The sequence below is a fragment of the Pseudoalteromonas sp. DL-6 genome, assembly GCF_004328665.1.
In the GTDB taxonomy this organism is placed as follows: domain Bacteria; phylum Pseudomonadota; class Gammaproteobacteria; order Enterobacterales; family Alteromonadaceae; genus Pseudoalteromonas.
Genome location: NZ_CP019770.1, coordinates 887,788 through 909,251 on the forward strand (window position 1 = coordinate 887,788; position 21,464 = coordinate 909,251).

23 protein-coding genes are annotated in these 21,464 nt (G+C 40.8%); 17 read left to right on the forward strand and 6 right to left on the reverse strand.

Annotated features, from left to right (window positions below; genetic code table 11):
- Positions 1–561 carry a YajG family lipoprotein gene (locus tag B1F84_RS04095; protein ID WP_008111881.1) on the reverse strand — a complete coding sequence of 187 codons (561 nt, stop codon included), beginning with the start codon at positions 559–561 and terminating at the stop codon, positions 1–3.
- On the reverse strand, positions 562–1,710 hold the full coding sequence (locus B1F84_RS04100; RefSeq protein ID WP_131690653.1) for a methyltransferase: 1,149 nt from the start codon (positions 1,708–1,710) through the stop codon (positions 562–564). It abuts the gene before it with no gap.
- Between the two features lie 43 nt (positions 1,711–1,753).
- Here B1F84_RS04100 and B1F84_RS04105 point away from each other — a divergent pair, with 43 nt between their 5' ends.
- The 17 genes from B1F84_RS04105 to cyoE all read left to right on the forward strand — a co-directional run bounded on the left by B1F84_RS04105 (position 1,754) and on the right by cyoE (position 17,517).
- Positions 1,754–2,353, forward strand: coding sequence for an alpha-ketoglutarate-dependent dioxygenase AlkB (locus tag B1F84_RS04105; RefSeq protein WP_131690654.1), 600 nt, complete (start codon positions 1,754–1,756; stop codon positions 2,351–2,353).
- A gap of 69 nt (positions 2,354–2,422) precedes the next feature.
- The gene (locus B1F84_RS04110; RefSeq protein WP_131690655.1) at positions 2,423–2,734 is read left to right on the forward strand and encodes a BolA/IbaG family iron-sulfur metabolism protein; all 312 of its coding nucleotides are present in this window, start codon (positions 2,423–2,425) and stop codon (positions 2,732–2,734) included.
- Between the two features lie 109 nt (positions 2,735–2,843).
- Positions 2,844–4,037 carry an enoyl-ACP reductase FabV gene (gene fabV, locus B1F84_RS04115; RefSeq protein WP_131690656.1) on the forward strand — a complete coding sequence of 398 codons (1,194 nt, stop codon included), beginning with the start codon at positions 2,844–2,846 and terminating at the stop codon, positions 4,035–4,037.
- A 355-nt stretch (positions 4,038–4,392) separates the two neighbouring features.
- Positions 4,393–5,736: a Na(+)-translocating NADH-quinone reductase subunit A gene (locus B1F84_RS04120; protein WP_076919990.1), complete on the forward strand. Its 1,344-nt coding sequence runs from the start codon at positions 4,393–4,395 to the stop codon at positions 5,734–5,736.
- Position 5,737: 1 nt separating this feature from the next.
- Positions 5,738–6,943: an NADH:ubiquinone reductase (Na(+)-transporting) subunit B gene (locus tag B1F84_RS04125; protein ID WP_008111893.1), complete on the forward strand. Its 1,206-nt coding sequence runs from the start codon at positions 5,738–5,740 to the stop codon at positions 6,941–6,943.
- Positions 6,936–7,685 (forward strand): Na(+)-translocating NADH-quinone reductase subunit C, encoded by a 750-nt coding sequence (locus B1F84_RS04130; RefSeq protein ID WP_076919991.1) that lies wholly within the window; start codon positions 6,936–6,938, stop codon positions 7,683–7,685. Before B1F84_RS04125 ends, B1F84_RS04130 begins: the two co-directional genes overlap by 8 nt.
- Complete coding sequence (locus B1F84_RS04135; RefSeq protein ID WP_006791491.1) at positions 7,685–8,317, forward strand: NADH:ubiquinone reductase (Na(+)-transporting) subunit D; 633 nt, start codon at positions 7,685–7,687, stop codon at positions 8,315–8,317. The genes B1F84_RS04130 and B1F84_RS04135 overlap by 1 nt, the downstream gene beginning before the upstream one ends.
- A 10-nt stretch (positions 8,318–8,327) precedes the next feature.
- Positions 8,328–8,936 (forward strand): NADH:ubiquinone reductase (Na(+)-transporting) subunit E, encoded by a 609-nt coding sequence (gene nqrE / locus B1F84_RS04140; RefSeq protein WP_006791490.1) that lies wholly within the window; start codon positions 8,328–8,330, stop codon positions 8,934–8,936.
- 17 nt (positions 8,937–8,953) lie between these two features.
- On the forward strand, positions 8,954–10,177 hold the full coding sequence (gene nqrF / locus B1F84_RS04145; RefSeq protein ID WP_008111899.1) for an NADH:ubiquinone reductase (Na(+)-transporting) subunit F: 1,224 nt from the start codon (positions 8,954–8,956) through the stop codon (positions 10,175–10,177).
- 99 nt (positions 10,178–10,276) lie between these two features.
- Positions 10,277–11,299: an FAD:protein FMN transferase gene (locus B1F84_RS04150; RefSeq protein ID WP_131690657.1), complete on the forward strand. Its 1,023-nt coding sequence runs from the start codon at positions 10,277–10,279 to the stop codon at positions 11,297–11,299.
- Positions 11,300–11,396: 97 nt separating this feature from the next.
- On the forward strand, positions 11,397–11,609 hold the full coding sequence (nqrM, locus tag B1F84_RS04155) for a (Na+)-NQR maturation NqrM (protein ID WP_010391098.1): 213 nt from the start codon (positions 11,397–11,399) through the stop codon (positions 11,607–11,609).
- Between the two features lie 326 nt (positions 11,610–11,935).
- Entirely contained in the window at positions 11,936–12,364 is a 429-nt protein-coding gene (locus tag B1F84_RS04160) for a hypothetical protein (protein WP_010391099.1), read from the forward strand.
- A gap of 329 nt (positions 12,365–12,693) precedes the next feature.
- On the forward strand, positions 12,694–13,647 hold the full coding sequence (cyoA, locus tag B1F84_RS04165) for a ubiquinol oxidase subunit II (RefSeq protein ID WP_076919993.1): 954 nt from the start codon (positions 12,694–12,696) through the stop codon (positions 13,645–13,647).
- Between the two features lie 2 nt (positions 13,648–13,649).
- On the forward strand, positions 13,650–15,638 hold the full coding sequence (gene cyoB / locus B1F84_RS04170; RefSeq protein ID WP_131690658.1) for a cytochrome o ubiquinol oxidase subunit I: 1,989 nt from the start codon (positions 13,650–13,652) through the stop codon (positions 15,636–15,638).
- The gene (cyoC, locus tag B1F84_RS04175; protein WP_008111916.1) at positions 15,635–16,267 is read left to right on the forward strand and encodes a cytochrome o ubiquinol oxidase subunit III; all 633 of its coding nucleotides are present in this window, start codon (positions 15,635–15,637) and stop codon (positions 16,265–16,267) included. The genes cyoB and cyoC overlap by 4 nt, the downstream gene beginning before the upstream one ends.
- Positions 16,267–16,623: a cytochrome o ubiquinol oxidase subunit IV gene (gene cyoD / locus B1F84_RS04180; RefSeq protein WP_008111918.1), complete on the forward strand. Its 357-nt coding sequence runs from the start codon at positions 16,267–16,269 to the stop codon at positions 16,621–16,623. Before cyoC ends, cyoD begins: the two co-directional genes overlap by 1 nt.
- A gap of 9 nt (positions 16,624–16,632) precedes the next feature.
- Positions 16,633–17,517 (forward strand): heme o synthase, encoded by an 885-nt coding sequence (cyoE, locus tag B1F84_RS04185; protein WP_131690659.1) that lies wholly within the window; start codon positions 16,633–16,635, stop codon positions 17,515–17,517.
- A 78-nt stretch (positions 17,518–17,595) separates the two neighbouring features.
- On the opposite strand, the gene B1F84_RS04190 is transcribed toward cyoE, so the two are convergent.
- From B1F84_RS04190 to ettA, 4 genes are all read right to left on the reverse strand, one after another.
- Entirely contained in the window at positions 17,596–18,264 is a 669-nt protein-coding gene (locus B1F84_RS04190; protein WP_008465482.1) for a hypothetical protein, read from the reverse strand.
- A gap of 60 nt (positions 18,265–18,324) precedes the next feature.
- Positions 18,325–19,233 carry a histone deacetylase gene (locus B1F84_RS04195; RefSeq protein WP_109875603.1) on the reverse strand — a complete coding sequence of 303 codons (909 nt, stop codon included), beginning with the start codon at positions 19,231–19,233 and terminating at the stop codon, positions 18,325–18,327.
- A gap of 57 nt (positions 19,234–19,290) precedes the next feature.
- Positions 19,291–19,653, reverse strand: a complete 363-nt coding sequence (locus B1F84_RS04200) for a PilZ domain-containing protein (RefSeq protein ID WP_054202042.1) — start codon at positions 19,651–19,653, stop codon at positions 19,291–19,293.
- A gap of 137 nt (positions 19,654–19,790) precedes the next feature.
- Positions 19,791–21,464, reverse strand: a complete 1,674-nt coding sequence (gene ettA / locus B1F84_RS04205) for an energy-dependent translational throttle protein EttA (protein WP_008111928.1) — start codon at positions 21,462–21,464, stop codon at positions 19,791–19,793.

Genomic DNA, 21,464 nt, shown 5'->3' on the forward strand with positions numbered 1-21,464 from the left:
TTAACCTTCTAAAAATGCAATTAATTCAGGGTCAGATACAATGCGGGTAATTAACTGCTCAGTCAACTTATTGAGCTGACCTTCAATTTTTGCCCTATCATGACCAAGTGGTCCAGATAAATTAGCATTACCGCTATAACGCTTACTGAAATTACTTGTAGGGCGAATCACTCGTACTTCAAATTCAATCTTGGCATCACTGGTATGGCTCATTAGCTTTTCTGTAACCACAGCTTGCAGTGCATGAATATCTAACTCAAAGCGCAATTGCGCTAAATTAGAAATGCTAGCGCCATTGCGACTAAGCGCACTGTCTAGCGCACTTTTAACTGACTCAGTAATACCCGTGCTGGCAATGGTTTTTGTTTTGCTTGATTCAATAAGCTTTAAGGTTGCACTGTCACCACGTAAATCAATCACGCTGGTGTTTAAGCTGTTATTGATTGAGCTTATTTGCCCACTTTTATACACAGGATTGAGAATAAGCTGATTAGGCTGATTGGCACATCCCGAAAAAACCACTAAAGTACAACAGCTCAATAATATCTTTATGAGTTTCATTTATAACGTTCCACTATTTTTAGTTGCGCTGAGTACCACAAACTTTTTATTAGAGCCTAATAAAGTACAGTTACCAAACATACGGTTTAGTTTGTCGTGGTAATCTAAATGACGATTACCAATAATACGCAGCTCGCCACCTTCTTTTAATGTGTCTTTTGCTTGTTTAAACATTTGCCACGCGATGTGGTCGGTAACCGCTTGTGCTTGGTGAAATGGCGGATTACACAATACAATATCGGCACTTTCACGTTCAAAGTCGGTTAAACAATCATTCTCTATAAAGGTACATTGTTCAAACTTGTCTTCCATGTTTAATTCAATGTTGAGTCGAGCTGATTCAACCGCCATATACGACTCATCAACAAAGCTAATACGAGCATTAGGGCAGCGCGCTAATGTCATTAAGCCAACCACGCCATTACCACAGCCTAAATCTATAATATTTTTGGCTTTATTTGTTTGTGGCAAATAATTAAAAAAGAAGCGCGCACCTATATCAAGTGAATCACGCGAAAACACATTTGCATGATTGCTTATTGTAAAATCAGTGCCTTCAAGTGGCCAGCTGACTGGGAAATCTGCGCCTTTATAACCGCCAGCGGCTTGGCTAATAATTAAACGTGATTTTTTTACTGCAAGACTTGTTTTCGTCTCACCAATAAAGTTTTCAAATGCTTTAATAGTAGAGTTATGCACGTCTTTAGTTTTTGCAGCACCAATAACTGGCGTATCTGGCGCGAGCACCTCGCTTAATTCAGATAGCTGATATTGTAAAAAAGCCAACGTGCGTGGTACTTTTACCAACACTAGGTCTACTTGCTCAGGTAGAGCCGATAAACTATCAAGCTGGCTAAACGCAGTCGTCGCGATTTTGTTTTCCGCTAAGTTATAAGCAGCTGCCTGATGGCTAATATATGAGTCGTTTACTGAACAAACTGTTAATTGTTGCTTGCTAAAGTAACAGCTAAGTGCACCAAAACTGTCGTTTAAGATCAGTAACGAGCGACAATCAGGGTAGTGTTCATTAACATAGTCAATAAGGTATTCGTCTGCTGAATCCCACGCTTGTAAGCTGCGGTTTTTTTGATCCAAAGGAAAGCGTTCAAGAGTAAAAGTGTTATCGCCGAGCGTAGCTTGCGTAGTCATAATAGTTTAATGATCGGTAATCAAATGATAGGTAAATTCTAACATGCAACCGCCAAACGCCAACCCCCAACTGTTACCAAATGGCTTTTCTTATCAAAGTAAGGTACTTAGCGCACAAAAAAGCCTCGATTTATTTTATTATTTGCAGCAAAACCTAAATTGGCAACAGCCAAACATTACAGTGTTTGGTAAAACGGGGCCAATACCTAGGCTACAATGTTTTATCAGCGAAGAAAATCTTGAGTACGGTTATTCTGGGCATAAACTCGACTTAGAGCCTTGGCCAGACGTATTACTTGCCATGCGAACACGTTTAGAAAATCACCTACAGCAACCATTTAACTCAATTTTGGTTAATTATTATCGGGATGGCCACGATTGTATGGGTTGGCATAGCGATGACGAGGCTGAGCTAGGGCCTGAGCCTACCATAGCGTGTGTGTCGCTTGGTGCAGAACGGTTATTTAAACTTAAACACAAAGTAAGCAACAGCATTACTAACATCAAATTACAAAGTGGTAGTTGTTTAATAATGAGCGGCCAAAGCCAACAAAATTATCAACATGCGCTGCCTAAACAAACAACACTTAAACACCCGCGGATCAGTTTAACGTTTCGCTATATTAATAATAATTTCAGTTAAATAGCATTAGCCATGCTATAGCCGCAGTTGTTATAGTAACCATATAACTGAATTTTGAGGATGGTTTTTATGTCAATGCAACAACAAATACGTGACAAGCTAGCAAATGCCATTGCGTGTAAGCATTTAAATGTTATTAACGAAAGCCATATGCACAGTGCGGGGACTGAATCTCACTTTAAAGTGATTGTAGTCAGTGAAGAATTCGCCGGTAAGCGACTATTGCAGCGTCACCGTGAAATTAACGAAATTTTAAAAGATGAGTTAGCAAATCACATTCACGCACTTGCTATGCACACTTACACCCCTGAAGAATTTACCGAGCACGACGGTGAGGCACCGCAATCGCCTAATTGTATGGGTGGCTCAAAAATTGGATAACAGGTAGCTAGAAGGTAGTTTGAGCATTTGGTAACTGATCAGATCAGTTTTTTTTGTTTTAGCCTTTAAACTAGCGCTAATTTTTATTGTAAAAGATATAGGATGATCAATGGTCATTAAGCCTAAAATTCGCGGATTTATCTGCACCAATGCACACCCAGTTGGCTGTGCAGAGCATGTTCAAGAACAAATTAATTATGTTAAGCAGCAAGGAGCATTAAAAAATGCGCCTAAAAATGTATTAGTTATTGGTGCGTCTACAGGTTATGGCCTTGCATCTCGTATTACTGCTGCATTTGGTGGTGGCGCTAAAACATTAGGTGTATTTTTTGAAAAAGAAGGCACTGAACGTAAAACAGGCTCTGCGGGTTGGTATAACACGGCGGCATTTCAAGCAGCCGCTGAAGCTGAAGGCTTATGGTCTAAAAATATTAATGGTGATGCGTTTTCTAACGAAATCAAACAAAAAACAATCGACACCATTAAAGCTGAATTAGGTAAAGTTGACTGTATAATTTACAGCTTAGCATCACCTCGTCGCACTGATCCAAATACAGGCGAAGTGTTTTCTTCAACACTTAAGCCAATTGGTAATGCAGTAACCACTAAAAACTTAAATACGTCAAAGCGTGAAATCGATGAAGTAACCGTTGAAGCTGCAAACCAAGACGATATCGACAACACCATTAAAGTAATGGGTGGCGAAGATTGGGAAATGTGGATTGACGCCCTTAAAGAGGCAGATGTATTAGCAGAAAACTTTAAAACAACGGCTTACACATACATTGGTAAAGAACTAACTTGGCCAATATATGGGCATGCAACCATAGGTAAAGCGAAAGAAGATTTAGACCGTGCCACTGCAGCTATTAAAGCCGCTACCCAAGATTTAAACGGTGAAGCTTATGTTTCTTCACTTAATGCGGTAGTTACTCAAGCAAGCTCGGCAATTCCAATTATGCCGCTTTACATTTCTGCATTATTTAAAGTAATGAAGGCTGATGGCACTTACGAGGGCACTATTGAGCAAATTCATGCACTATTTAGTGAAAACCTATACGGTGATTCACCACGTTTTGATGAGGGTGGGCATTTATTCCAAAATTATAAAGAACTGGAAGATGACGTTCAATCTCGCGTTCAAACCATTTGGGACAGTGTAGACACAAGTTCAATTGATGAGCTTACAGATTACGTTGGCTACCATAATGAGTTTTTACGCCTGTTTGGTTTTGGTATTGATGCTGTTGATTATGAGCAAGACGTAAACCCTGTTGCGCCAATTGCAAATATGATTGACTAAATATTGCCATGAACAAGTTGTTATATTAAAAGTCGCCTTGTGCGACTTTTTTGTTTTTTAGCTTTGATTTGAAAAAATATTTGTTAATTGATGGTTTATTTACCACTTTGGTCTAGCTTGTATTTTATTAATTATGAATTACAAAACTAAATAAACGTTTCTCTCGTATAATTTTCATAAATACACTCGCATAGTCAGTCACAATAATGTTAAAATCAAAGCAATATGTGAGGAGTTTTACTGCGCTGCTTGTTTGGTATCTATAGCGAGTCATTTTATAGCTTGCAATAATACAAATAGCGGCGTGGTTGGTACGATTTTTCAGTTTCTTTCCGTTAATGTAGTGCAAGTGCGTATGATCAATATAAAAAAAGGTCTGGATTTACCCTTAGAGGGCGCACCTCAGCAAGTTATTCATGATGGTTCTGCCGTCAAACGTGTAGCTGTGCTAGGTGAAGAGTTTATCGGTATGCGTCCAACCATGCATGTTCGTGTGGATGACCAAGTCAAAAAAGGCCAGGTACTTTTTGAAGATAAAAAGAACCCAGGCGTATTATTTACTGCACCAGCTTCTGGTACAGTAAAAGAAATTAATCGCGGTGCTAAACGTGTTCTGCAATCTGTTGTTATTGAAGTAAACGGCAGTGAGCAAATCACCTTTGGTTCTTTCTCGGAAACTGAGCTTAACAGCTTAGACCGTGAAAAAGCTAAAGAAGTACTAGTTCAATCGGGTCAATGGACAGCACTACGTGCTCGCCCATTTAGTAAAATAGCGGCGTTGGATGCAAATCCTAGCTCTATTTTCGTGACAGCTATCGATACCAATCCACTTGCTGCAGATCCTGCAGTAATTATTGCTGAAAATGCGAAAGCGTTTGAAGCAGGTTTGGCTGTTGTGTCACGTTTAACCGATGGCAAAGTATTTGTTTGTAAGCAAGCAGGCAGCCAAGTTCCTAGTTCACCTATCGCTCAAGTAGAAGTACATGAGTTTGGTGGCGTGCACCCAGCTGGCCTTGTTGGCACTCATATCCATCACCTTGACCCAGTATCTGCTAGTAAGCAAGTTTGGCATATCGGTTACCAAGACGTTATTGCGTATGGTCACCTTTTCCTTACTGGTGAAATTTACACAGACCGTGTGATTTCGCTTGCAGGTCCGCGTGTTAAGAATCCTCGTTTAGTGAAAACACAATTAGGTGCTTCTCTAGATGACTTAGTTGCAGGTGAATTAGAAGACGGTGATAACCGTGTTATTTCTGGTTCTGTACTTGCAGGTGCTACGTCGTCTGGTGTTCATGCATTCTTAGGTCGTTACCACGTTCAAGTATCTGTATTACTTGAAGGTCGCGAAAAAGAGTTGTTTGGCTGGATTGCACCAGGTAGTGATAAATTCTCTGTAACGCGTACATTCTTGTCTCACCTTACACCGAGTCGTTTATTTAAAATGACAACGTCTACAGGCGGTTCAAAACGTGCCATGGTTCCACTTGGAAGCTATGAGCGTGTTATGCCACTTGATATTTTGCCAACGCTTTTATTACGTGACTTATTGTCTCGTGATTTAGACAGTGCAATTTCATTAGGTGCGCTTGAATTAGATGAAGAAGATTTAGCGTTATGCACCTTCGTTTGTCCTGGCAAATACGAGTACGGCGCAGCCCTACGCGATTGCTTAACTACGATCGAGAAGGAAGGCTAAAATGGGCTTAAAAACTTTCTTAGAAGATATCGAACCACATTTTGAACCAGGTGGTAAGCATGAAAAATGGTACGCGCTGTATGAAGCTGCTGCGACTATTTTTTACACGCCAGGTTATGTAAATAAAGGTTCAACTCACGTTCGTGATAACATCGACCTAAAACGCATGATGATTTTAGTGTGGATGGCGACGTTCCCTGCCATGTTCTTTGGTATGTTCAACATTGGTCATCAAGCGGCAATTGCACTTGGTAATGGCTTTGAGCTAGCGAATATTTGGCAAGTAGGTTTATTCCAGTTACTTGGCGGTGAATTAACCGTTGATGCAGGCTGGGGTGCGAAAATGTTCTACGGAGCCTGTTTCTTCCTACCTATATATGCAACTACCTTTATTGTTGGTGGTTTCTGGGAAGTGTTATTTGCTTCTGTGCGTAAGCATGAAGTTAATGAAGGTTTCTTCGTAACGTCTGTATTGTTTGCATTAATTCTGCCTGCAACGATTCCTTTATGGCAAGTTGCGCTAGGTATTACTTTTGGTGTAGTTATCGCAAAAGAAATATTTGGTGGTACAGGCCGTAACTTCTTAAACCCTGCGCTTGCTGGTCGTGCGTTTTTATTCTTCGCATACCCTGCACAAATTTCAGGTGACACAGTATGGACTGCCGTAGATTCATTCTCTGGCGCGACTATGCTTGGTCAAGCGTTTGCTGGTACGTTAAATTACGCGACTGATATTGAGCTTTGGTGGAATGCGTTTTACGGATTCATTCAAGGTTCTATGGGCGAAACGTCTACGCTAGCTGTACTAATTGGTGGCTTATTCCTAATCTACGTGCGCATTGCGTCTTGGCGTATCGTGCTAGGTGTATTCCTAGGTATGGTGGTAACCTCATCAATACTGAACACTATTGGTTCTGAAACCAATGCAATGTTTGCTATGCCTTGGTACTGGCACATGGTATTAGGTGGTTTTGCATTCGGTATGTTCTTTATGGCAACTGACCCTGTATCTGCTGCATTTACTGATAAAGGTAAATTAGCATACGGTGCGCTTATTGGCTTTATGGTTATCATGATCCGTGTTGTTAACCCTGCATACCCAGAGGGCATCATGTTAGCAATCTTATTTGCTAACTTGTTTGCACCTTTATTCGATCACTTTGTAGTGCAAGCTAATATCAAGCGGAGGTTGGCACGTAATGTCTAGTAATAACGAATCAATTGGCAAAACGCTAGCTGTTGTTGTCTCATTATGTTTAGTGTGTGCAGTTATTGTATCGCTAACATCTGTACAACTTCGCCCTCTGCAAAAAGCAAATAAAGCAAAAGATATTCAAAGCAATATCTTAGCTGCTGCTGGTATTAGCAAAGTTGATAACGTTGCCGAAACGTTTGAAGCTAAAATCGAAACCCGCTTTGTTGATATGCAAAGTGGTGAGTTTGCTGAGCCGGTAGAAGACTTTGACTTTGAAAAAAGCAAATACGATGCTGAGTTAAGCAAATCTTTAAAAGAGAGTGGCATTAAGGACATCGCCGGTATTCAACGTATTACCAAGCGTGCACCTGTTTACATCTCTAAAAAAGACGATGGCTCTACTGATGCAATCATCCTTCCTATTCAGGGTTATGGTTTATGGGGCTTAATGTACGGTTTTATCTCGCTTGAAAGCGATGGCGAAACAGTTAAAGACATCATTTTCTACAAACATAACGAAACACCTGGTCTAGGTGGTGAAATTCAAAACCCACAGTGGACTGCAACGTGGGAAGGTAAAGAGTTACCAATCCAAATCGTTAAAGGGACTGCTGCCGGTGATGAGCATAAGATCGATGGTCTTTCAGGTGCTACATTAACGTCTAACGGTGTTGACCATGCAGTTGATTTTTGGACTGGCGAAAATGGCTTTGGCCCTTTCCTTGCGAAAGTACGTAAAGGAGCATTGAACTAATGGCTGATACTAAAGAAATGAAGGCGGTCCTATTTGGTCCAGTTTTCGCTAACAACCCAATCGCATTACAAGTACTTGGTATCTGTTCTGCGCTAGCGGTAACGTCTAGCTTAAAAAATGCATTAATCATGTCAATTGCATTGACCTTGGTAACTGCATTCTCTAGCCTTTTTATCTCGACTATTCGTAACCATATCCCATCATCAGTACGTATCATCGTACAGATGACGATTATTGCATCATTAGTAATCGTGGTTGACCAAGTACTACAAGCTTTCTCTTACGCTACGGCAAAAGAGTTATCAGTATTCGTTGGTCTAATCATTACTAACTGTATCGTAATGGGTCGTGCTGAAGCTTATGCAATGAAGTCGCCGCCATTAATGTCTTTCCTTGATGGTATTGGTAATGGCTTAGGTTACTCTGTAGTGTTACTTACTGTTGGCTTTATTCGTGAGTTATTCGGTAAAGGTTCACTGTTCGGTGTTGATATTATTCCATTAGTACAAAATGGTGGTTGGTACCAACCTATGGGTCTATTGATCTTACCACCGAGTGCATTCTTCATTATTGGTTTATTCATTTGGGTACTTCGTACTTATAAGAAAGACCAAGTAGAAGCTAAAGCGTAAGGGGCGATAAGTGGAACATTATATTAGTTTATTTGTAAAAGCCGTTTTTATTGAAAACTTAGCGTTAGCATTCTTCCTAGGTATGTGTACTTTCTTAGCCGTGTCTAAAAAAGTAACTACATCAATTGGCCTAGGTGTAGCGGTTATTGTTGTATTAGGTATTTCAGTACCGGTTAACAACTTGGTTTACCATGCGGTATTAGCACCGGGTTCACTAGAGTGGCTTGGTTACCCAGAAGCAGATCTTAGCTTTTTACGTTTCTTAACTTTCATTGGTGTTATTGCAGCACTAGTGCAAATTCTTGAAATGGCATTAGATAAGTTCTTCCCACCGCTTTACAACGCATTAGGTATTTTCCTACCACTAATCACAGTTAACTGTGCAATTTTTGGTGCGGTAGCCTTCATGGTTGAGCGTAACTATAACTTCGGCGAGTCTGTTGTTTATGGTATTGGCGCTGGTGTGGGTTGGGCGCTTGCAATTACATTACTTGCAGGTATCCGTGAGAAAATGAAGTATTCAGACGTACCAGATGGTTTACGTGGTTTAGGTATTACCTTCATCACTGTTGGCTTGATGGGTCTTGGCTTTATGTCATTCTCTGGTATTTCACTGTAATAATAGCGAGGTCAATCATGGATATTTTCTTAGGCGTTGGTGTTTTTATCGCTATCGTTGTAATACTAGTTTTAATCATCATTGGTGCTAAATCTAAGCTAGTTGCAAGCGGTGATATCATCATCGGCATTAATGGCGATGCAGACAAAGCCATTAAAACATCAGCAGGTAGTAAGCTATTAGGTGCACTATCTGAGTCAGGTATTTTCGTATCTTCTGCATGTGGTGGCGGTGGCTCTTGTGGCCAGTGTCGCGTACACATTAAAGAAGGCGGCGGTGATATTCTGCCAACTGAACTTGACCACATCTCTAAAGGTGAAGCACGTGAAGGTTGTCGCCTAGCGTGTCAGGTTAATGTTAAAAACGACATGGAAATTGAACTTGAAGAGTCAATTTTCGGTGTTAAAAAATGGGATTGTGAAGTTATCTCTAACGATAACAAAGCGACGTTCATTAAAGAACTTAAGCTACAAATTCCTGATGGCGAGTCAGTGCCGTTCCGTGCGGGTGGTTACATCCAAATCGAAGCGCCAGCTCACCATGTTAAATATGCAGATTTCGATATTCCTGAAGAGTATCGTGGCGATTGGAACCATTTTGGTTTCTTCGATCTGGAGTCAAAAGTAGACGAAGAAACAATTCGTGCTTACTCAATGGCTAACTATCCAGAAGAAGAAGGCATCATCATGCTTAACGTGCGTATCGCTACGCCGCCGCCAAGAAACCTAAGCCTACCATGTGGTAAAATGTCTTCGTACATTTGGTCACTTAAAGAAGGCGATAAAGTAACTATTTCTGGTCCATTTGGTGAGTTCTTCGCTAAAGACACAGACGCTGAAATGGTATTCGTAGGTGGTGGTGCAGGTATGGCACCAATGCGTTCACATATCTTTGACCAACTTAAGCGTTTAAACTCTAAGCGTAAAATTAGTTTCTGGTATGGTGCGCGTTCTAAACGTGAAATGTTCTATGTTGAAGATTTTGACGGCCTAGCTGAGCAAAACGAAAACTTCGTTTGGCACACAGCGCTTTCAGATCCGCAACCAGAAGATAACTGGGAAGGCTACACTGGCTTTATCCATAACGTGTTATTTGAGAACTATCTTAAAGATCACGAAGCGCCTGAAGATTGTGAGTTCTACATGTGTGGTCCTCCAATGATGAATGCGGCTGTTATCACTATGCTTAAAGATTTAGGCGTAGAAGAAGAAAACATCTTACTAGATGATTTCGGTGGCTAATACCCAAACTGATTAAATTTAGTTAAAATACCAGCCTCGTCGCATTTTATGTGACGAGGCTTTTTTATATTAATTTTTAACCTATTAAGTAGGGTTGTTATGAACAAAGTAAATACTCCCCAGGGCATAATCGCCTTATTTATAATCACGCTGACTTTGCTGTTATCTGGGTGTGGAAAATCAGTCCCAGAGGAAACCTACTTAGAAGGTAAAACGATGGGGACAACTTACCACATTAAGTTTTACGCTGAGCAAGTTGACCCTCAAGCAGTACAAGCAGAAATCGATGCGATTTTAGTTGATATCAACCAGTCTATGTCGACCTATATCGAAGATTCAGAAATAAACACCTTTAACCGTTTAGATGCCAACGAAGTAATGCCAATCAGTGATGACTTCAGGGCTGTTATTAGTGAATCTATGCGTATAGGTAATTCAACTAAGACCCTAGATGTGACTATGGGGCCGTTAATAGATTTATGGGGATTTGGCCCGGATAAAAAACCAACAAAGCGCCCAACGGATGAAGCCCTGGCAAATATGATCAATAACATTGGTATAGATAAGCTGGTCCTTAACGAGCAAGGCTTAGCAAAAACGATGGCTGATTTAGAGTTGTCGTTTTCAGCTACAGCAAAAGGCTATGGTATTGATAAAGTGGCAGAGCTATTACAAAGCAAAGGCATTACAGATTACATGGTTGAGATTGGCGGGGAGTTACGTATTGCTGGTACAAAACCAGACAATCAAGCATGGCGAATAGCCATTGAACAACCTGATGCAAACCCAGGTGAGCGAAAAGTACACCGTGTACTTGCACCAGGTAATAATGGTATTGCCACCTCGGGTGATTATCGAATCTTTTATACTATGGATGGTGAAACCTATACTCACCTTATTGATCCTATGACAGGGATGCCAATTAAGCATGACTTAGTTTCTGTCACAGTTTTACACCCTAGCGCCATGACGGCCGATGGTTTAGCGACTGCTTTAACGGTTATGGGTATGGAAAAAGCACAACAGTATGCGCAGCAGCATGATTTGCCAGTGTATTTAATTGCTAAATCGGCACAGGGTTTAGTCACTTATTCAAGTCCTGCGTTTAAGCCTTATTTATAGTCTTTAGGTTTATATCCTTAGCATGAGGGTATATAATGTAAGGAGCTCAAATAGCGTATTTGAGCTCATTTTATTGCTGAACAATAGGGGCTAAGCAATGTCACTTTTTTTTCTAACCTTTGGCTTACTTATTTTAATTGTCGCTGCGATGGCGATAGGCATGATAGTTCAAAGAAAATCGATGGCGAGTAGCTGCGGAGGCTTAGGCTCTGTAGGTATTGATAAAGCATGTGATTGCGATGATCCATGCGATAAACGCAAAAAGCGTCTAGCCAAAGAGCAAGTATGGAAAGAAAACCAAATTCTTTAAATAGATTTATTTCTGTTTAAACAAAAAACCTCTCGTAGCTCACTACGGGAGGTTTTTTATTTATATCGCCATAAATAAATCACCAGCTGATAAAATAATCGTGTTTTTATCTTGAACAGAAAACTCTCTTTGTTATACTCATGCCCGAACTTTCAGTAAGTTTTGAAAGTTCTATTGATGCGGATCAAATCTAGCTTAGCAAAATAGTGCTAATGCGTTGAGACTGTATTTCATGTCACTGTATAAGGCTTTACGGCTGCAACTTGTTTTTGTTGCCACGGTGTATACCTAATTTTGTTATTAGTCATTTTAATAGGTTAATGTTTTTGAACTCATTTTCTTTGTTTCATACCAGCGCTTTGCTTACCTTAGGTAAGTCAGTGTTGCATGAGCGCTTTAATAAAGCGAAAAGAGGCGTGAGTGTGGCTGTAACATTATTAGTTTTTAATGCCGTTATGTTGCTTAGTGGCGCTATCGAGGATGCCTTTAGGCTTGAAGCATTGATCAGTGATGGCTTTTTTATAGAGCCATTATTACTGACTATTGCCGAATTTTTAGCTCATCCTATCTTATCGTGTCAGTTACTTATTGGCCTTTGTTGGCTATTGTTCCACATGTTTCCAGCGCGTCGTGCTGGAATAATCCTCCGTAAAGCAGCCTTTGCTTTTAGCGAGGCTAAAGTTCAGCAACCCGTGCAAGCTGCACATGGTTGTCGTGCTCCACCTAGCTTTACAGGTTGTCTGTTTACCCATTAATTTTTATGGGTATAGGTTACACCTGTGGTATCTAATTATTTATTCTTGCTGTAAATAACGATTACTTTCATTGTAGCTTAGTGTTTTTACTCACTCTCAGCCAACCACACCTCACCCAAGTTAATTTTTATTGCGTTATATTAATGTGTTTAAAAAAGCTGGGTTGGTTCTGCTAAGTGTTTTTTATTAAGCCAGTAGTCAATACTTCATGCTTGCATTCGCTCTGCATTATTTGTAATTCAATCTTAATTAACTTGGGTTTTTATCAAATATCGTTGCTAAATATTTTTGGCAGCTAATAAAAACTCTTTAGGTTTTAGGATAGTCCCTTGTTAATTCGTAACCTTTTTAATATTGCTTTAGCTAGTATGGCGCTGATTTTATCAGGCTGTAATGGCGGGGTACTCGACCCAAAAGGGCAGATAGGTATTGATGAGAAAAATCTGATCATCATCGCCACTGTGCTTATGTTGTTAGTTGTGATCCCCGTTATTGTGATGACTTTATATTTTGCTTGGAAATACAGAGACACACAAAACCATGAAATTTACGCACCAAAATGGGCTCACTCTAATAAGATTGAGGCTGTTGTATGGGCGGTTCCTATTGTTATTGTTGTTATTTTAGGTGTGATCACCTGGCAGTCAACTCAAGAGCTTGACCCTTATAAACCGATAGAGGGTAAAGGTGAACACTTAACTGTTGAAGTGGTGTCACTTAATTGGAAGTGGTTATTTATTTACCCTGAGCAAGGTATTGCTACGGTAAACGAATTGGTATTTCCTGCTAATGTTCCGGTTGAATACAAAATCACGTCAGAAAGTACCATGAACTCGTTTTTCATTCCCCAGTTAGGTAGTCAAATTTACTCAATGGCGGGCATGGAAACTAAGCTGCATTTAATCGCTAATGAGCCAGGCACGTTTAAAGGCTTTTCGGCTAATTACAGTGGTGCGGGTTTTACTGGTATGAAATTTAATGCCATCGCAACACCAACAAAAGCTGACTTTAGCCAGTGGGTTGAACAGGTTAAAACCAACGCTAATAGCCTTACTCATGCCAATTATGTTGAGCTTGCCAAAGCGAGTGAAAACAATCCCGTCGCTTATTATGGCAAGGTTGATGACGGTTTATTTCATACCATAGTGATGAAATACATGCAGGCGCATGGCGATATGAACAAAAAACATCACTCGATGGGTAAACATCAGCAGATGAGTAATGAGCATCAGGCAATGGGTAATCATTCAATGCCATCATCACACGGCCAGGGCGAGGAATAATCATGTCGTTTTTAGGTAAATTATCTATAGATGCAATTCCGTTTCATGAACCTATTATCATGGTTACCATGGCGGTGATTGCTATTGTCGGGCTTATTATAGCCGGACTAATAACAAAATATAAAAAATGGGGTGTGCTTTGGCGCGACTGGATCACCTCGGTTGATCATAAACGCTTAGGCGTCATGTACATTTTATTAGCGCTAATCATGCTGTTTCGTGGTTTTTCTGATGCCATTATGATGCGTGCGCAGTTAGCGCTTGCTACCAGTGGTGCACCAGGTTACCTGCCGCCAGAACATTATGACCAAATATTCACCGCCCATGGCGTTATTATGATCATCTTTATGGCAATGCCATTTATGATTGGTTTAATGAATATTGTTGTTCCACTGCAAATTGGTGCTCGCGATGTGGCTTTTCCATTTTTAAATAATTTAAGTTTTTGGTTTACTGCCAGTGGCGCCATTTTAATAAATCTATCACTTATATTTGGTGAGTTTGCTAAAACAGGCTGGGTTGCTTACCCACCGTTGTCGGAGTTGACCTTTAGCCCTGGGGTGGGGGTCGATTATTATATTTGGGCCTTGCAAATATCGGGGCTCGGTACGCTATTAACCGCTGTTAACTTCCTAGTGACAGTATTTAAAATGCGTGCCCCTGGTATGACACTGATGAAAATGCCAATTTTCACATGGGCATGTACCTGGGCAAACATCTTAATTGCGGCATCATTTCCAATTTTAACTGCCGTGCTGGCCATGCTAACGCTAGACCGTTATTTAGATTTCCACTTCTTCACTAATGAAGCCGGCGGTAACGCCATGATGTATATCAACCTGTTTTGGGCATGGGGTCACCCAGAGGTATACATTTTAGTATTACCAGCTTTTGGTATCTTCTCTGAAATAGTATCGACCTTCACTGGTAAACGCTTATTTGGTTATAAATCGATGGTATATGCCAGCGGTGCCATTTCTATTCTTGGCTTTATTGTATGGTTACACCACTTCTTTACTATGGGGTCAAGCGCGAATGTAAATGCCTTCTTTGGGGTGATGACCATGGTCATAGCTGTGCCTACTGGGGTTAAGTTATTTAGTTGGTTGTTTACTATTTACCGTGGCCGTTTGCGCATTACTGTACCGGTACTTTGGACGCTTGGTTTTATGGTTACCTTCAGTATTGGTGGTATGACGGGGGTATTACTGGCAATCCCTAGTGCCGATTATGTATTGCATAACAGCTTATTCTTAATCGCTCATTTTCATAACACCATTATTGGTGGCGCAGTATTTGGCTACTTAGCGGGTTTTGTTTTTTGGTTTCCAAAAGCAATGGGCTTTAAGCTTGATGAGCGTTGGGGTAAAGCGTCATTTTGGTGTTGGTTAATCGGTTTCTTCGTAGCCTTTATGCCATTGTACGTACTCGGCTTTTTAGGCATGACGCGTCGCTTAAACCACTCTAATAATCCTGATTGGAATATCTGGCTTTATATTGCTGCAGTGGGTGCCGTGATTATTATGTTCGGTATTATTTGCCAAATTATTCAGCTATATGTGAGCTTTAAAAACCGCGAAGCGCTTGATGATACCACTGGCGATCCTTGGAACGGTCACACCCTTGAATGGTCAACGTCATCACCACCGCAATACTATAACTTTGCTGAAATCCCGCATGTTGATGATATTGATACATGGACTGACATGAAAGAAAAAGGCTTAGCTTATCAAGGTAAATCTAGCTATAGCCCAATTCATATGCCAAAAAATACCGCATCGGGTGTGCTTATTGCTGCGAGTTTAACGGCGTTTTGTTTTGCCATGATCTGGCATATTTGGTGGCTAGCAGGGCTTGGTTTTATTGGCGCGATTGCGCTGTTTATTAACCGTGCTTATACCAGTGATGTAGATTACTACGTGCAAAACGATGAAATATTACAAATTGAAGGCGCGCATATTGCCAGTAACACGAAGGAGGTAAGCGCATGAGTACGTTATCTGCAACTCAAGGCCATGTAAATTTAGAGCCTCATAGCGTAAGTCATACGCATGAACATCACGATACCTCAGGCGATACAATCTTTGGCTTTTGGCTTTATTTAATGACCGATTGCCTTTTATTTGCCTCATTTTTTGCAACCTACGCAGTGCTTTATATGAACACTGCAGGCGGTGTATCGGGCAAAGATATTTTTGAGCTTGATTTTGTTGCCGTTGAAACTGCGGCGCTACTTATAAGTAGTATTACTTTTGGTTTTGCCATGATTGCCGCTCAAGGGCAAAAAAAGGCGCTGACGCTTGGTTGGCTCGCGGTCACTTTTTGTTTAGGCGCGGTGTTTATTGGTATGGAAATTTATGAGTTTCATCATTTAATTGTTCATGGCAATGGTCCACAGCAAAGTGCTTTTTTAACATCGTTTTTCTCATTAGTGGGTTTACATGGTTTACATGTAACTGCAGGCCTTATCTGGATGAGCATAATGATGATTGAGGTGATTAAGCGCGGTTTAGGTAAACAAACCGTCACGCGCTTAAGTTGCTTAAGCTTATTTTGGCACTTTTTAGATATTGTGTGGATTTGTGTATTTACCGTTGTTTATTTAATGGGGGCAATGTAATGAGCCATAGCGAAACACATGCTTTAGAGCAAATGCAAAGCCAACATCATGATCAGTCACATGGTAGTGTTAAAACATACCTGATTGGCTTTGTATTGTCAGTGATTTTAACGGCCATTCCATTTTGGATGGTGATGGAGGGTGACTTTTCAAAGGTCACCACGCTTTGGAGTATTGTTACTTTAGCAATCGTGCAAATTTGGGTGCATTTAAAATACTTTTTACACCTTAATTTCACCACTGATGAAGGTAAAGCGAATACCTTTACCTTCTTGTTTAGCGCGTTGATCATCGTCATGGTGGTTGGACTGTCTGTTTGGATCATTTATGAATCAAACGCAATGATGATGTACTAGAGGTTTCAGATGTTTCGTCGTTATTTAGCTGTTACTAAGCCAGGTATTATTATGGGGAATTTAATCAGCGTTGCCGGTGGTTTTTTACTCGCCGCCCGCGGTGATATAGACTCATGGTTAATGTTGGTTACCTTGGTTGGTTTATCGCTTGTTGTTGCATCGGGATGTGCCATAAACAATGTTATTGATAGAGACATTGATGTTGCCATGGCGCGCACTCGCTCGCGTGTGACTGTAACGGGCGAAATGTCTGCAAAAGCCGCTTTAAGCCATGGCGTGTTATTAGGGTTAATTGGCTTTGGCTTATTAATCGCCTTTACCACTCAAGCGGCGGTATTTTTTGCCGCCTTTGGCTATGTCATCTATGTAGGGGTTTACAGCCTCTACATGAAACGCAACTCTGTTTACGGCACCTTTATTGGTAGTCTGTCGGGCGCAGTTCCACCTGTTGTTGGCTATTGCGCCGTTACGGGTGTGTTCGATATGGGCGCATTAATACTGCTGGTGATGTTTAGTTTGTGGCAAATGCCGCACTCATATGCAATTGCTATTTTTCGCTTTAAAGATTACCAAGCCGCTAATATTCCAGTATTGCCCGTGGCACAAGGTGTTAATAAAGCTAAGCGCCATATTGTGCTTTATATTGCCGTATATGCTTTAGTGGTGATGCTATTGCCAATTAGTGGTTATACCGGTGCTGCCTTTATGGCCGTTGCCTGTATTACCAGTTTTTGGTGGTTACTCATGGCACTTAGAGGGTATCGCTACAACATAGACACCACCCGTTGGGCACGCCAAGTGTTTGCGTTTTCAATTATTAATATTACCGCTTTGAGCATTGCCATGGCGGTAGATTATCAAACAATTGCGCCACAATTAGTGGCGCTAAACTGATCTTATCTGATCAATGAACCGAGTTAATTCCCAAAGTTAACCAAAGGCTCTGAGCATTGCGAGGAGCCTTTTTTCGATTTATTTTAATTTTTCTGCATCGTAATACATGGGTTTTAATGTGCCACAATTTATAAACTTATAATTGAGTTCACCAGCAGAAGGCACTTCGGTTGAGGTACGGAACTTTTGTAAGCAGGCGCCATTTAAATCAACAAACATAATATGATGAAAGCTGGGCGGTTGGGTTATTTGATGAATATAAATACGGTTATTGTTTTTTAGCGTAACCATATCGTACTGCTGCCATTTTGAGGCTGGATTTAAATCGGTTAGCTCACGCGTAAACATTTGCTCGCTGAGCTCTATCAGTTTATCACTGTAAACTAAGCTACCCCCTTGCTTGTAATCACCAAGGTATACATCGGCGGTAATCGCGACTTCTTCGCCTCGCATTAAGCGTTGAATATTAAACGGCTTTGGTTTTACTGTGATTAACTCAGCATCACGTACTAGATCTAAAAACGGAATATCCGATACATCCACTTTGTACATAACGTGCATATTATAAGGAAGCTCATAGCTTGGAATATTAATGGCGTAGACACTTGAACCATGGTTAACCAGTACCATGGCATGCTCTGCTTCATATTTGGGATCTAATGGCGGAAGCTCAGGTGGGTCTTCAGCCAGAGCGCTTATCGGTAAAACTAAACAGATAAACAATAATATAAAAGTGAATAACCGCATAATAACCTCAATTAATTTATAAGCTTAAAGTATAGCTTAGTTTATATATTTATTTTTTATTTAAAAACTGGCCGCTTGTTCTATAACAATGCCATGGCGTTTTGCAAGGCGCTGATGATCTCTGTCATAGCCTCCACCAATCACAGTGGCAACAGGTGTATTATTTGCAAGGCAGCGTTTAAGCACTAAGTGGTCGCGCTTTTCTATTCCTTGCCAACTAATATCCAGTTTGCCTAAGCCATCCTCTTGCCAAATATCAACGCCAGCATCGTATAAAACCAGATCCGGGTTAAGCTCGTTTAATAAAAATTGCAGGGTATCGTCAACAATACCTAAATATTCAGCGTCTTGCATATTATTGGCTAAACCAATATCTAAATCGCTTGGGGACTTTCTAAATGGGAAGTTTTTCTCGCAGTGTATTGAGCAGGTAAACGCATAAGGTTGATGAGCCAGCATAGCTGCGGTGCCATCGCCTTGGTGAACATCTAAATCAAAAATCAGTACGTTGGTCACTTCACGATTTTGAATTAACGTTTGTGCGGTAAAAGCTAAATCGTTCACCATACAAAAACCTGAGCCAAAATCACTATGAGCATGGTGAGTGCCGCCCGCTAAATGGCACGCAAGCCCATTTTCAAGTGCTAAACGCGCAGTTTGAAGTGTTCCTAGCGGGGCGGTAAATGTGCGGTTCATTAGTGCTTGTGACCAAGGCAAGCCAATACGGCGCATGGCTCTTTCATCTAGGCGGTTATGCCATAAATCGTGAATGTAGTTTTCACAATGTACTATTTCTAGCTCTTCTACACTACCATGTGGTGGTTCTGTGATATTACTGCCAGCAAGTCCAAGGGTTTTAACATGCTGGTGTAGCTGAGCAAATTTACTCATTACAAAGCGATGCTTGGGATCAAAACTAAACGAGTAGTTAGGATGATAAACTAAAGGTAGATTGGGGTTTAAACTCATATCTGCGTCGTTTAATTATTTTTGATTATGGTAATAAACTTCACGCAGTGCGTCTATTTATGTTTGGTGAATAAGCGTTTCAAGCTCGCGGTGTAATAATGTTTCATCAGCAAGGTTTAGCTCAACTAAACGCTTTAAATGCGTGATACTGTCTATATCAATACTATGGCATTTAAGACCAATATGATTTTCTTCTATGTGACGAATAACCACCGGCATTTTTATTTCAATATCGCTTTGTGGCAAAGTAAAACGTAGTACTGCTTCGTCATTTTTGTTCCCAGTAAATGTATCGCTTTTAGTAATAAGCGCACCATGTAAAGAGATATCTAATAGAGTGCATTCATACTGGCTGCTAGCCATAACTAATTGCGCTGCAGTAGAGAACATAATACGAGAAAATTGCCGACGGTTTTGCATAATAATCTTATAAAGCTGTTATTTACAATAAGCATAGCTGGTAATGCCCAACACGCCAATTTGCTTAAAGATAAAAATAGCTCGCATAAAAAAGCCCCGCATTAAATGCAGGGCTTTTAACTTATTCACTGTGGCTGTTAGCCAATTTTTTTATACTTTATGCGCTTAGGCTGTGCAGCTTCTGCGCCAAGAGTCTTTTTAAGCCACTCTTCGTATTCAGTGTAGTTACCATCAAAGAAGTTAATTTGGCCTTCGTCGCGGTAATCTAAAATGTGTGTAGCAATACGGTCAAGGAACCAACGGTCATGCGAGATACACATTACACAACCTGGGAATTCTAAAATAGCATTCTCAAGAGCACGTAATGTTTCAACATCCAAGTCATTAGTTGGCTCATCCAGAAGCACCACGTTGCCGCCTGCTTTTAACAGTTTAGCTAGGTGTAAACGGTTGCGCTCACCGCCAGATAAGTCTTTAACAAACTTTTGCTGATCGTTGCCTTTAAAGTTAAAACGGCTAACGTAAGCACGGCTTGGGAACTCAAAGTTACCAATTTTTAGTACATCTTGGCCGTCAGAGATTTCTTGGAATACCGTTTTGCTTTCGTCCATGTTGCCACGGAACTGATCAACAGTTGCTAGTTCTACTGTTTCACCAATGCTGATATTACCGCTATCTGGCTGTTCTTCACCGCTTAACATTTTAAATAGCGTTGATTTACCTGCACCATTGGCGCCAATAATACCCACAATAGCGCCCTTAGGCATGCTAAAGCTTAAGTCATCAATTAAAACGCGGTCGCCAAAGCTTTTACGTAAGTTGTTTACTTCTAATACTTGGTCACCTAAACGTGGGCCAGGTGGAATAAACAATTCGTTGGTTTCGTTACGTTTTTGGTAATCAGACTGTTGTAGCTCGCTAAACTGCGCCATACGTGCTTTTGACTTAGCTTGACGACCTTTAGGGTTTGAACGCACCCACTCAAGTTCTTGTGCAATTGATTTTTGACGTGCTTTTTCAGATTTTTGCTCTTGTTGTAAGCGGGCATCTTTTTGCTCAAGCCAAGACGAGTAGTTACCTTCCCACGGAATACCTTCACCACGGTCAAGCTCTAAAATCCAACCTGCTACATTATCAAGGAAGTAACGGTCATGCGTTACTGCCACAACAGTGCCTTCGTAGTCATGTAAGAAGCGCTCTAACCAGGCAACCGACTCAGCATCTAAGTGGTTAGTTGGTTCATCGAGAATCAGCATGTCTGGTTTTTCAAGTAACAAACGACAAATAGCAACACGACGGCGCTCACCACCCGATAGGTGCTCAATTTTAGCATCCCACTCAGGTAAACGAAGTGCATCGGCAGCACGCTCTAATACGTTATCGATATTATGACCATCGTGCGCTTGAATAACCGCTTCTAATTCACCTTGCTCTTTAGCCAGTGCGTCAAAGTCAGCGCCTTCCATTGCGTATTCGTTATACACTTCGTCAAGGCGGTTAAGGGCATGTTTTACTTCACCTACAGCTTCTTCAACAATTTCACGAACTGTTTTGCTTTCGTCCAAAACAGGCTCTTGCGGTAAGTAACCAATTTTAGTGCCTGGTTGAGGGCGAGCTTCACCTTCAAACTCTTCATCAACACCCGCCATAATGCGAAGTAGTGATGATTTACCAGAACCATTTAAACCTAGCACACCAATTTTTGCGCCTGGGAAAAAATGCAACGAAATATCTTTTAAGATAGTGCGTTTTGGTGGCACAACCTTAGATACTCGACTCATCGAGAATATAAACTTATCAGGTAAAACCAT

Coding starts and splice junctions, on each gene's coding strand:
- B1F84_RS04125 (WP_008111893.1), top strand. CDS start 5,738: ATGGGCTTAAAAACTTTCTTAGAAGATATCGAACCACATTTTGAACCA.
- nqrM (WP_010391098.1), top strand. CDS start 11,397: ATGTCACTTTTTTTTCTAACCTTTGGCTTACTTATTTTAATTGTCGCT.
- B1F84_RS04120 (WP_076919990.1), top strand. CDS start 4,393: ATGATCAATATAAAAAAAGGTCTGGATTTACCCTTAGAGGGCGCACCT.
- ettA (WP_008111928.1), bottom strand. CDS start 21,464: ATGGTTTTACCTGATAAGTTTATATTCTCGATGAGTCGAGTATCTAAG.
- B1F84_RS04095 (WP_008111881.1), bottom strand. CDS start 561: ATGAAACTCATAAAGATATTATTGAGCTGTTGTACTTTAGTGGTTTTT.
- B1F84_RS04200 (WP_054202042.1), bottom strand. CDS start 19,653: ATGCAAAACCGTCGGCAATTTTCTCGTATTATGTTCTCTACTGCAGCG.
- B1F84_RS04100 (WP_131690653.1), bottom strand. CDS start 1,710: ATGACTACGCAAGCTACGCTCGGCGATAACACTTTTACTCTTGAACGC.
- B1F84_RS04195 (WP_109875603.1), bottom strand. CDS start 19,233: ATGAGTTTAAACCCCAATCTACCTTTAGTTTATCATCCTAACTACTCG.
- nqrF (WP_008111899.1), top strand. CDS start 8,954: ATGGATATTTTCTTAGGCGTTGGTGTTTTTATCGCTATCGTTGTAATA.
- B1F84_RS04110 (WP_131690655.1), top strand. CDS start 2,423: ATGTCAATGCAACAACAAATACGTGACAAGCTAGCAAATGCCATTGCG.
- fabV (WP_131690656.1), top strand. CDS start 2,844: ATGGTCATTAAGCCTAAAATTCGCGGATTTATCTGCACCAATGCACAC.
- cyoC (WP_008111916.1), top strand. CDS start 15,635: ATGAGTACGTTATCTGCAACTCAAGGCCATGTAAATTTAGAGCCTCAT.
- cyoD (WP_008111918.1), top strand. CDS start 16,267: ATGAGCCATAGCGAAACACATGCTTTAGAGCAAATGCAAAGCCAACAT.
- B1F84_RS04135 (WP_006791491.1), top strand. CDS start 7,685: ATGGCTGATACTAAAGAAATGAAGGCGGTCCTATTTGGTCCAGTTTTC.
- cyoE (WP_131690659.1), top strand. CDS start 16,633: ATGTTTCGTCGTTATTTAGCTGTTACTAAGCCAGGTATTATTATGGGG.
- B1F84_RS04190 (WP_008465482.1), bottom strand. CDS start 18,264: ATGCGGTTATTCACTTTTATATTATTGTTTATCTGTTTAGTTTTACCG.
- B1F84_RS04105 (WP_131690654.1), top strand. CDS start 1,754: ATGCAACCGCCAAACGCCAACCCCCAACTGTTACCAAATGGCTTTTCT.
- B1F84_RS04150 (WP_131690657.1), top strand. CDS start 10,277: ATGAACAAAGTAAATACTCCCCAGGGCATAATCGCCTTATTTATAATC.
- B1F84_RS04130 (WP_076919991.1), top strand. CDS start 6,936: ATGTCTAGTAATAACGAATCAATTGGCAAAACGCTAGCTGTTGTTGTC.
- cyoB (WP_131690658.1), top strand. CDS start 13,650: ATGTCGTTTTTAGGTAAATTATCTATAGATGCAATTCCGTTTCATGAA.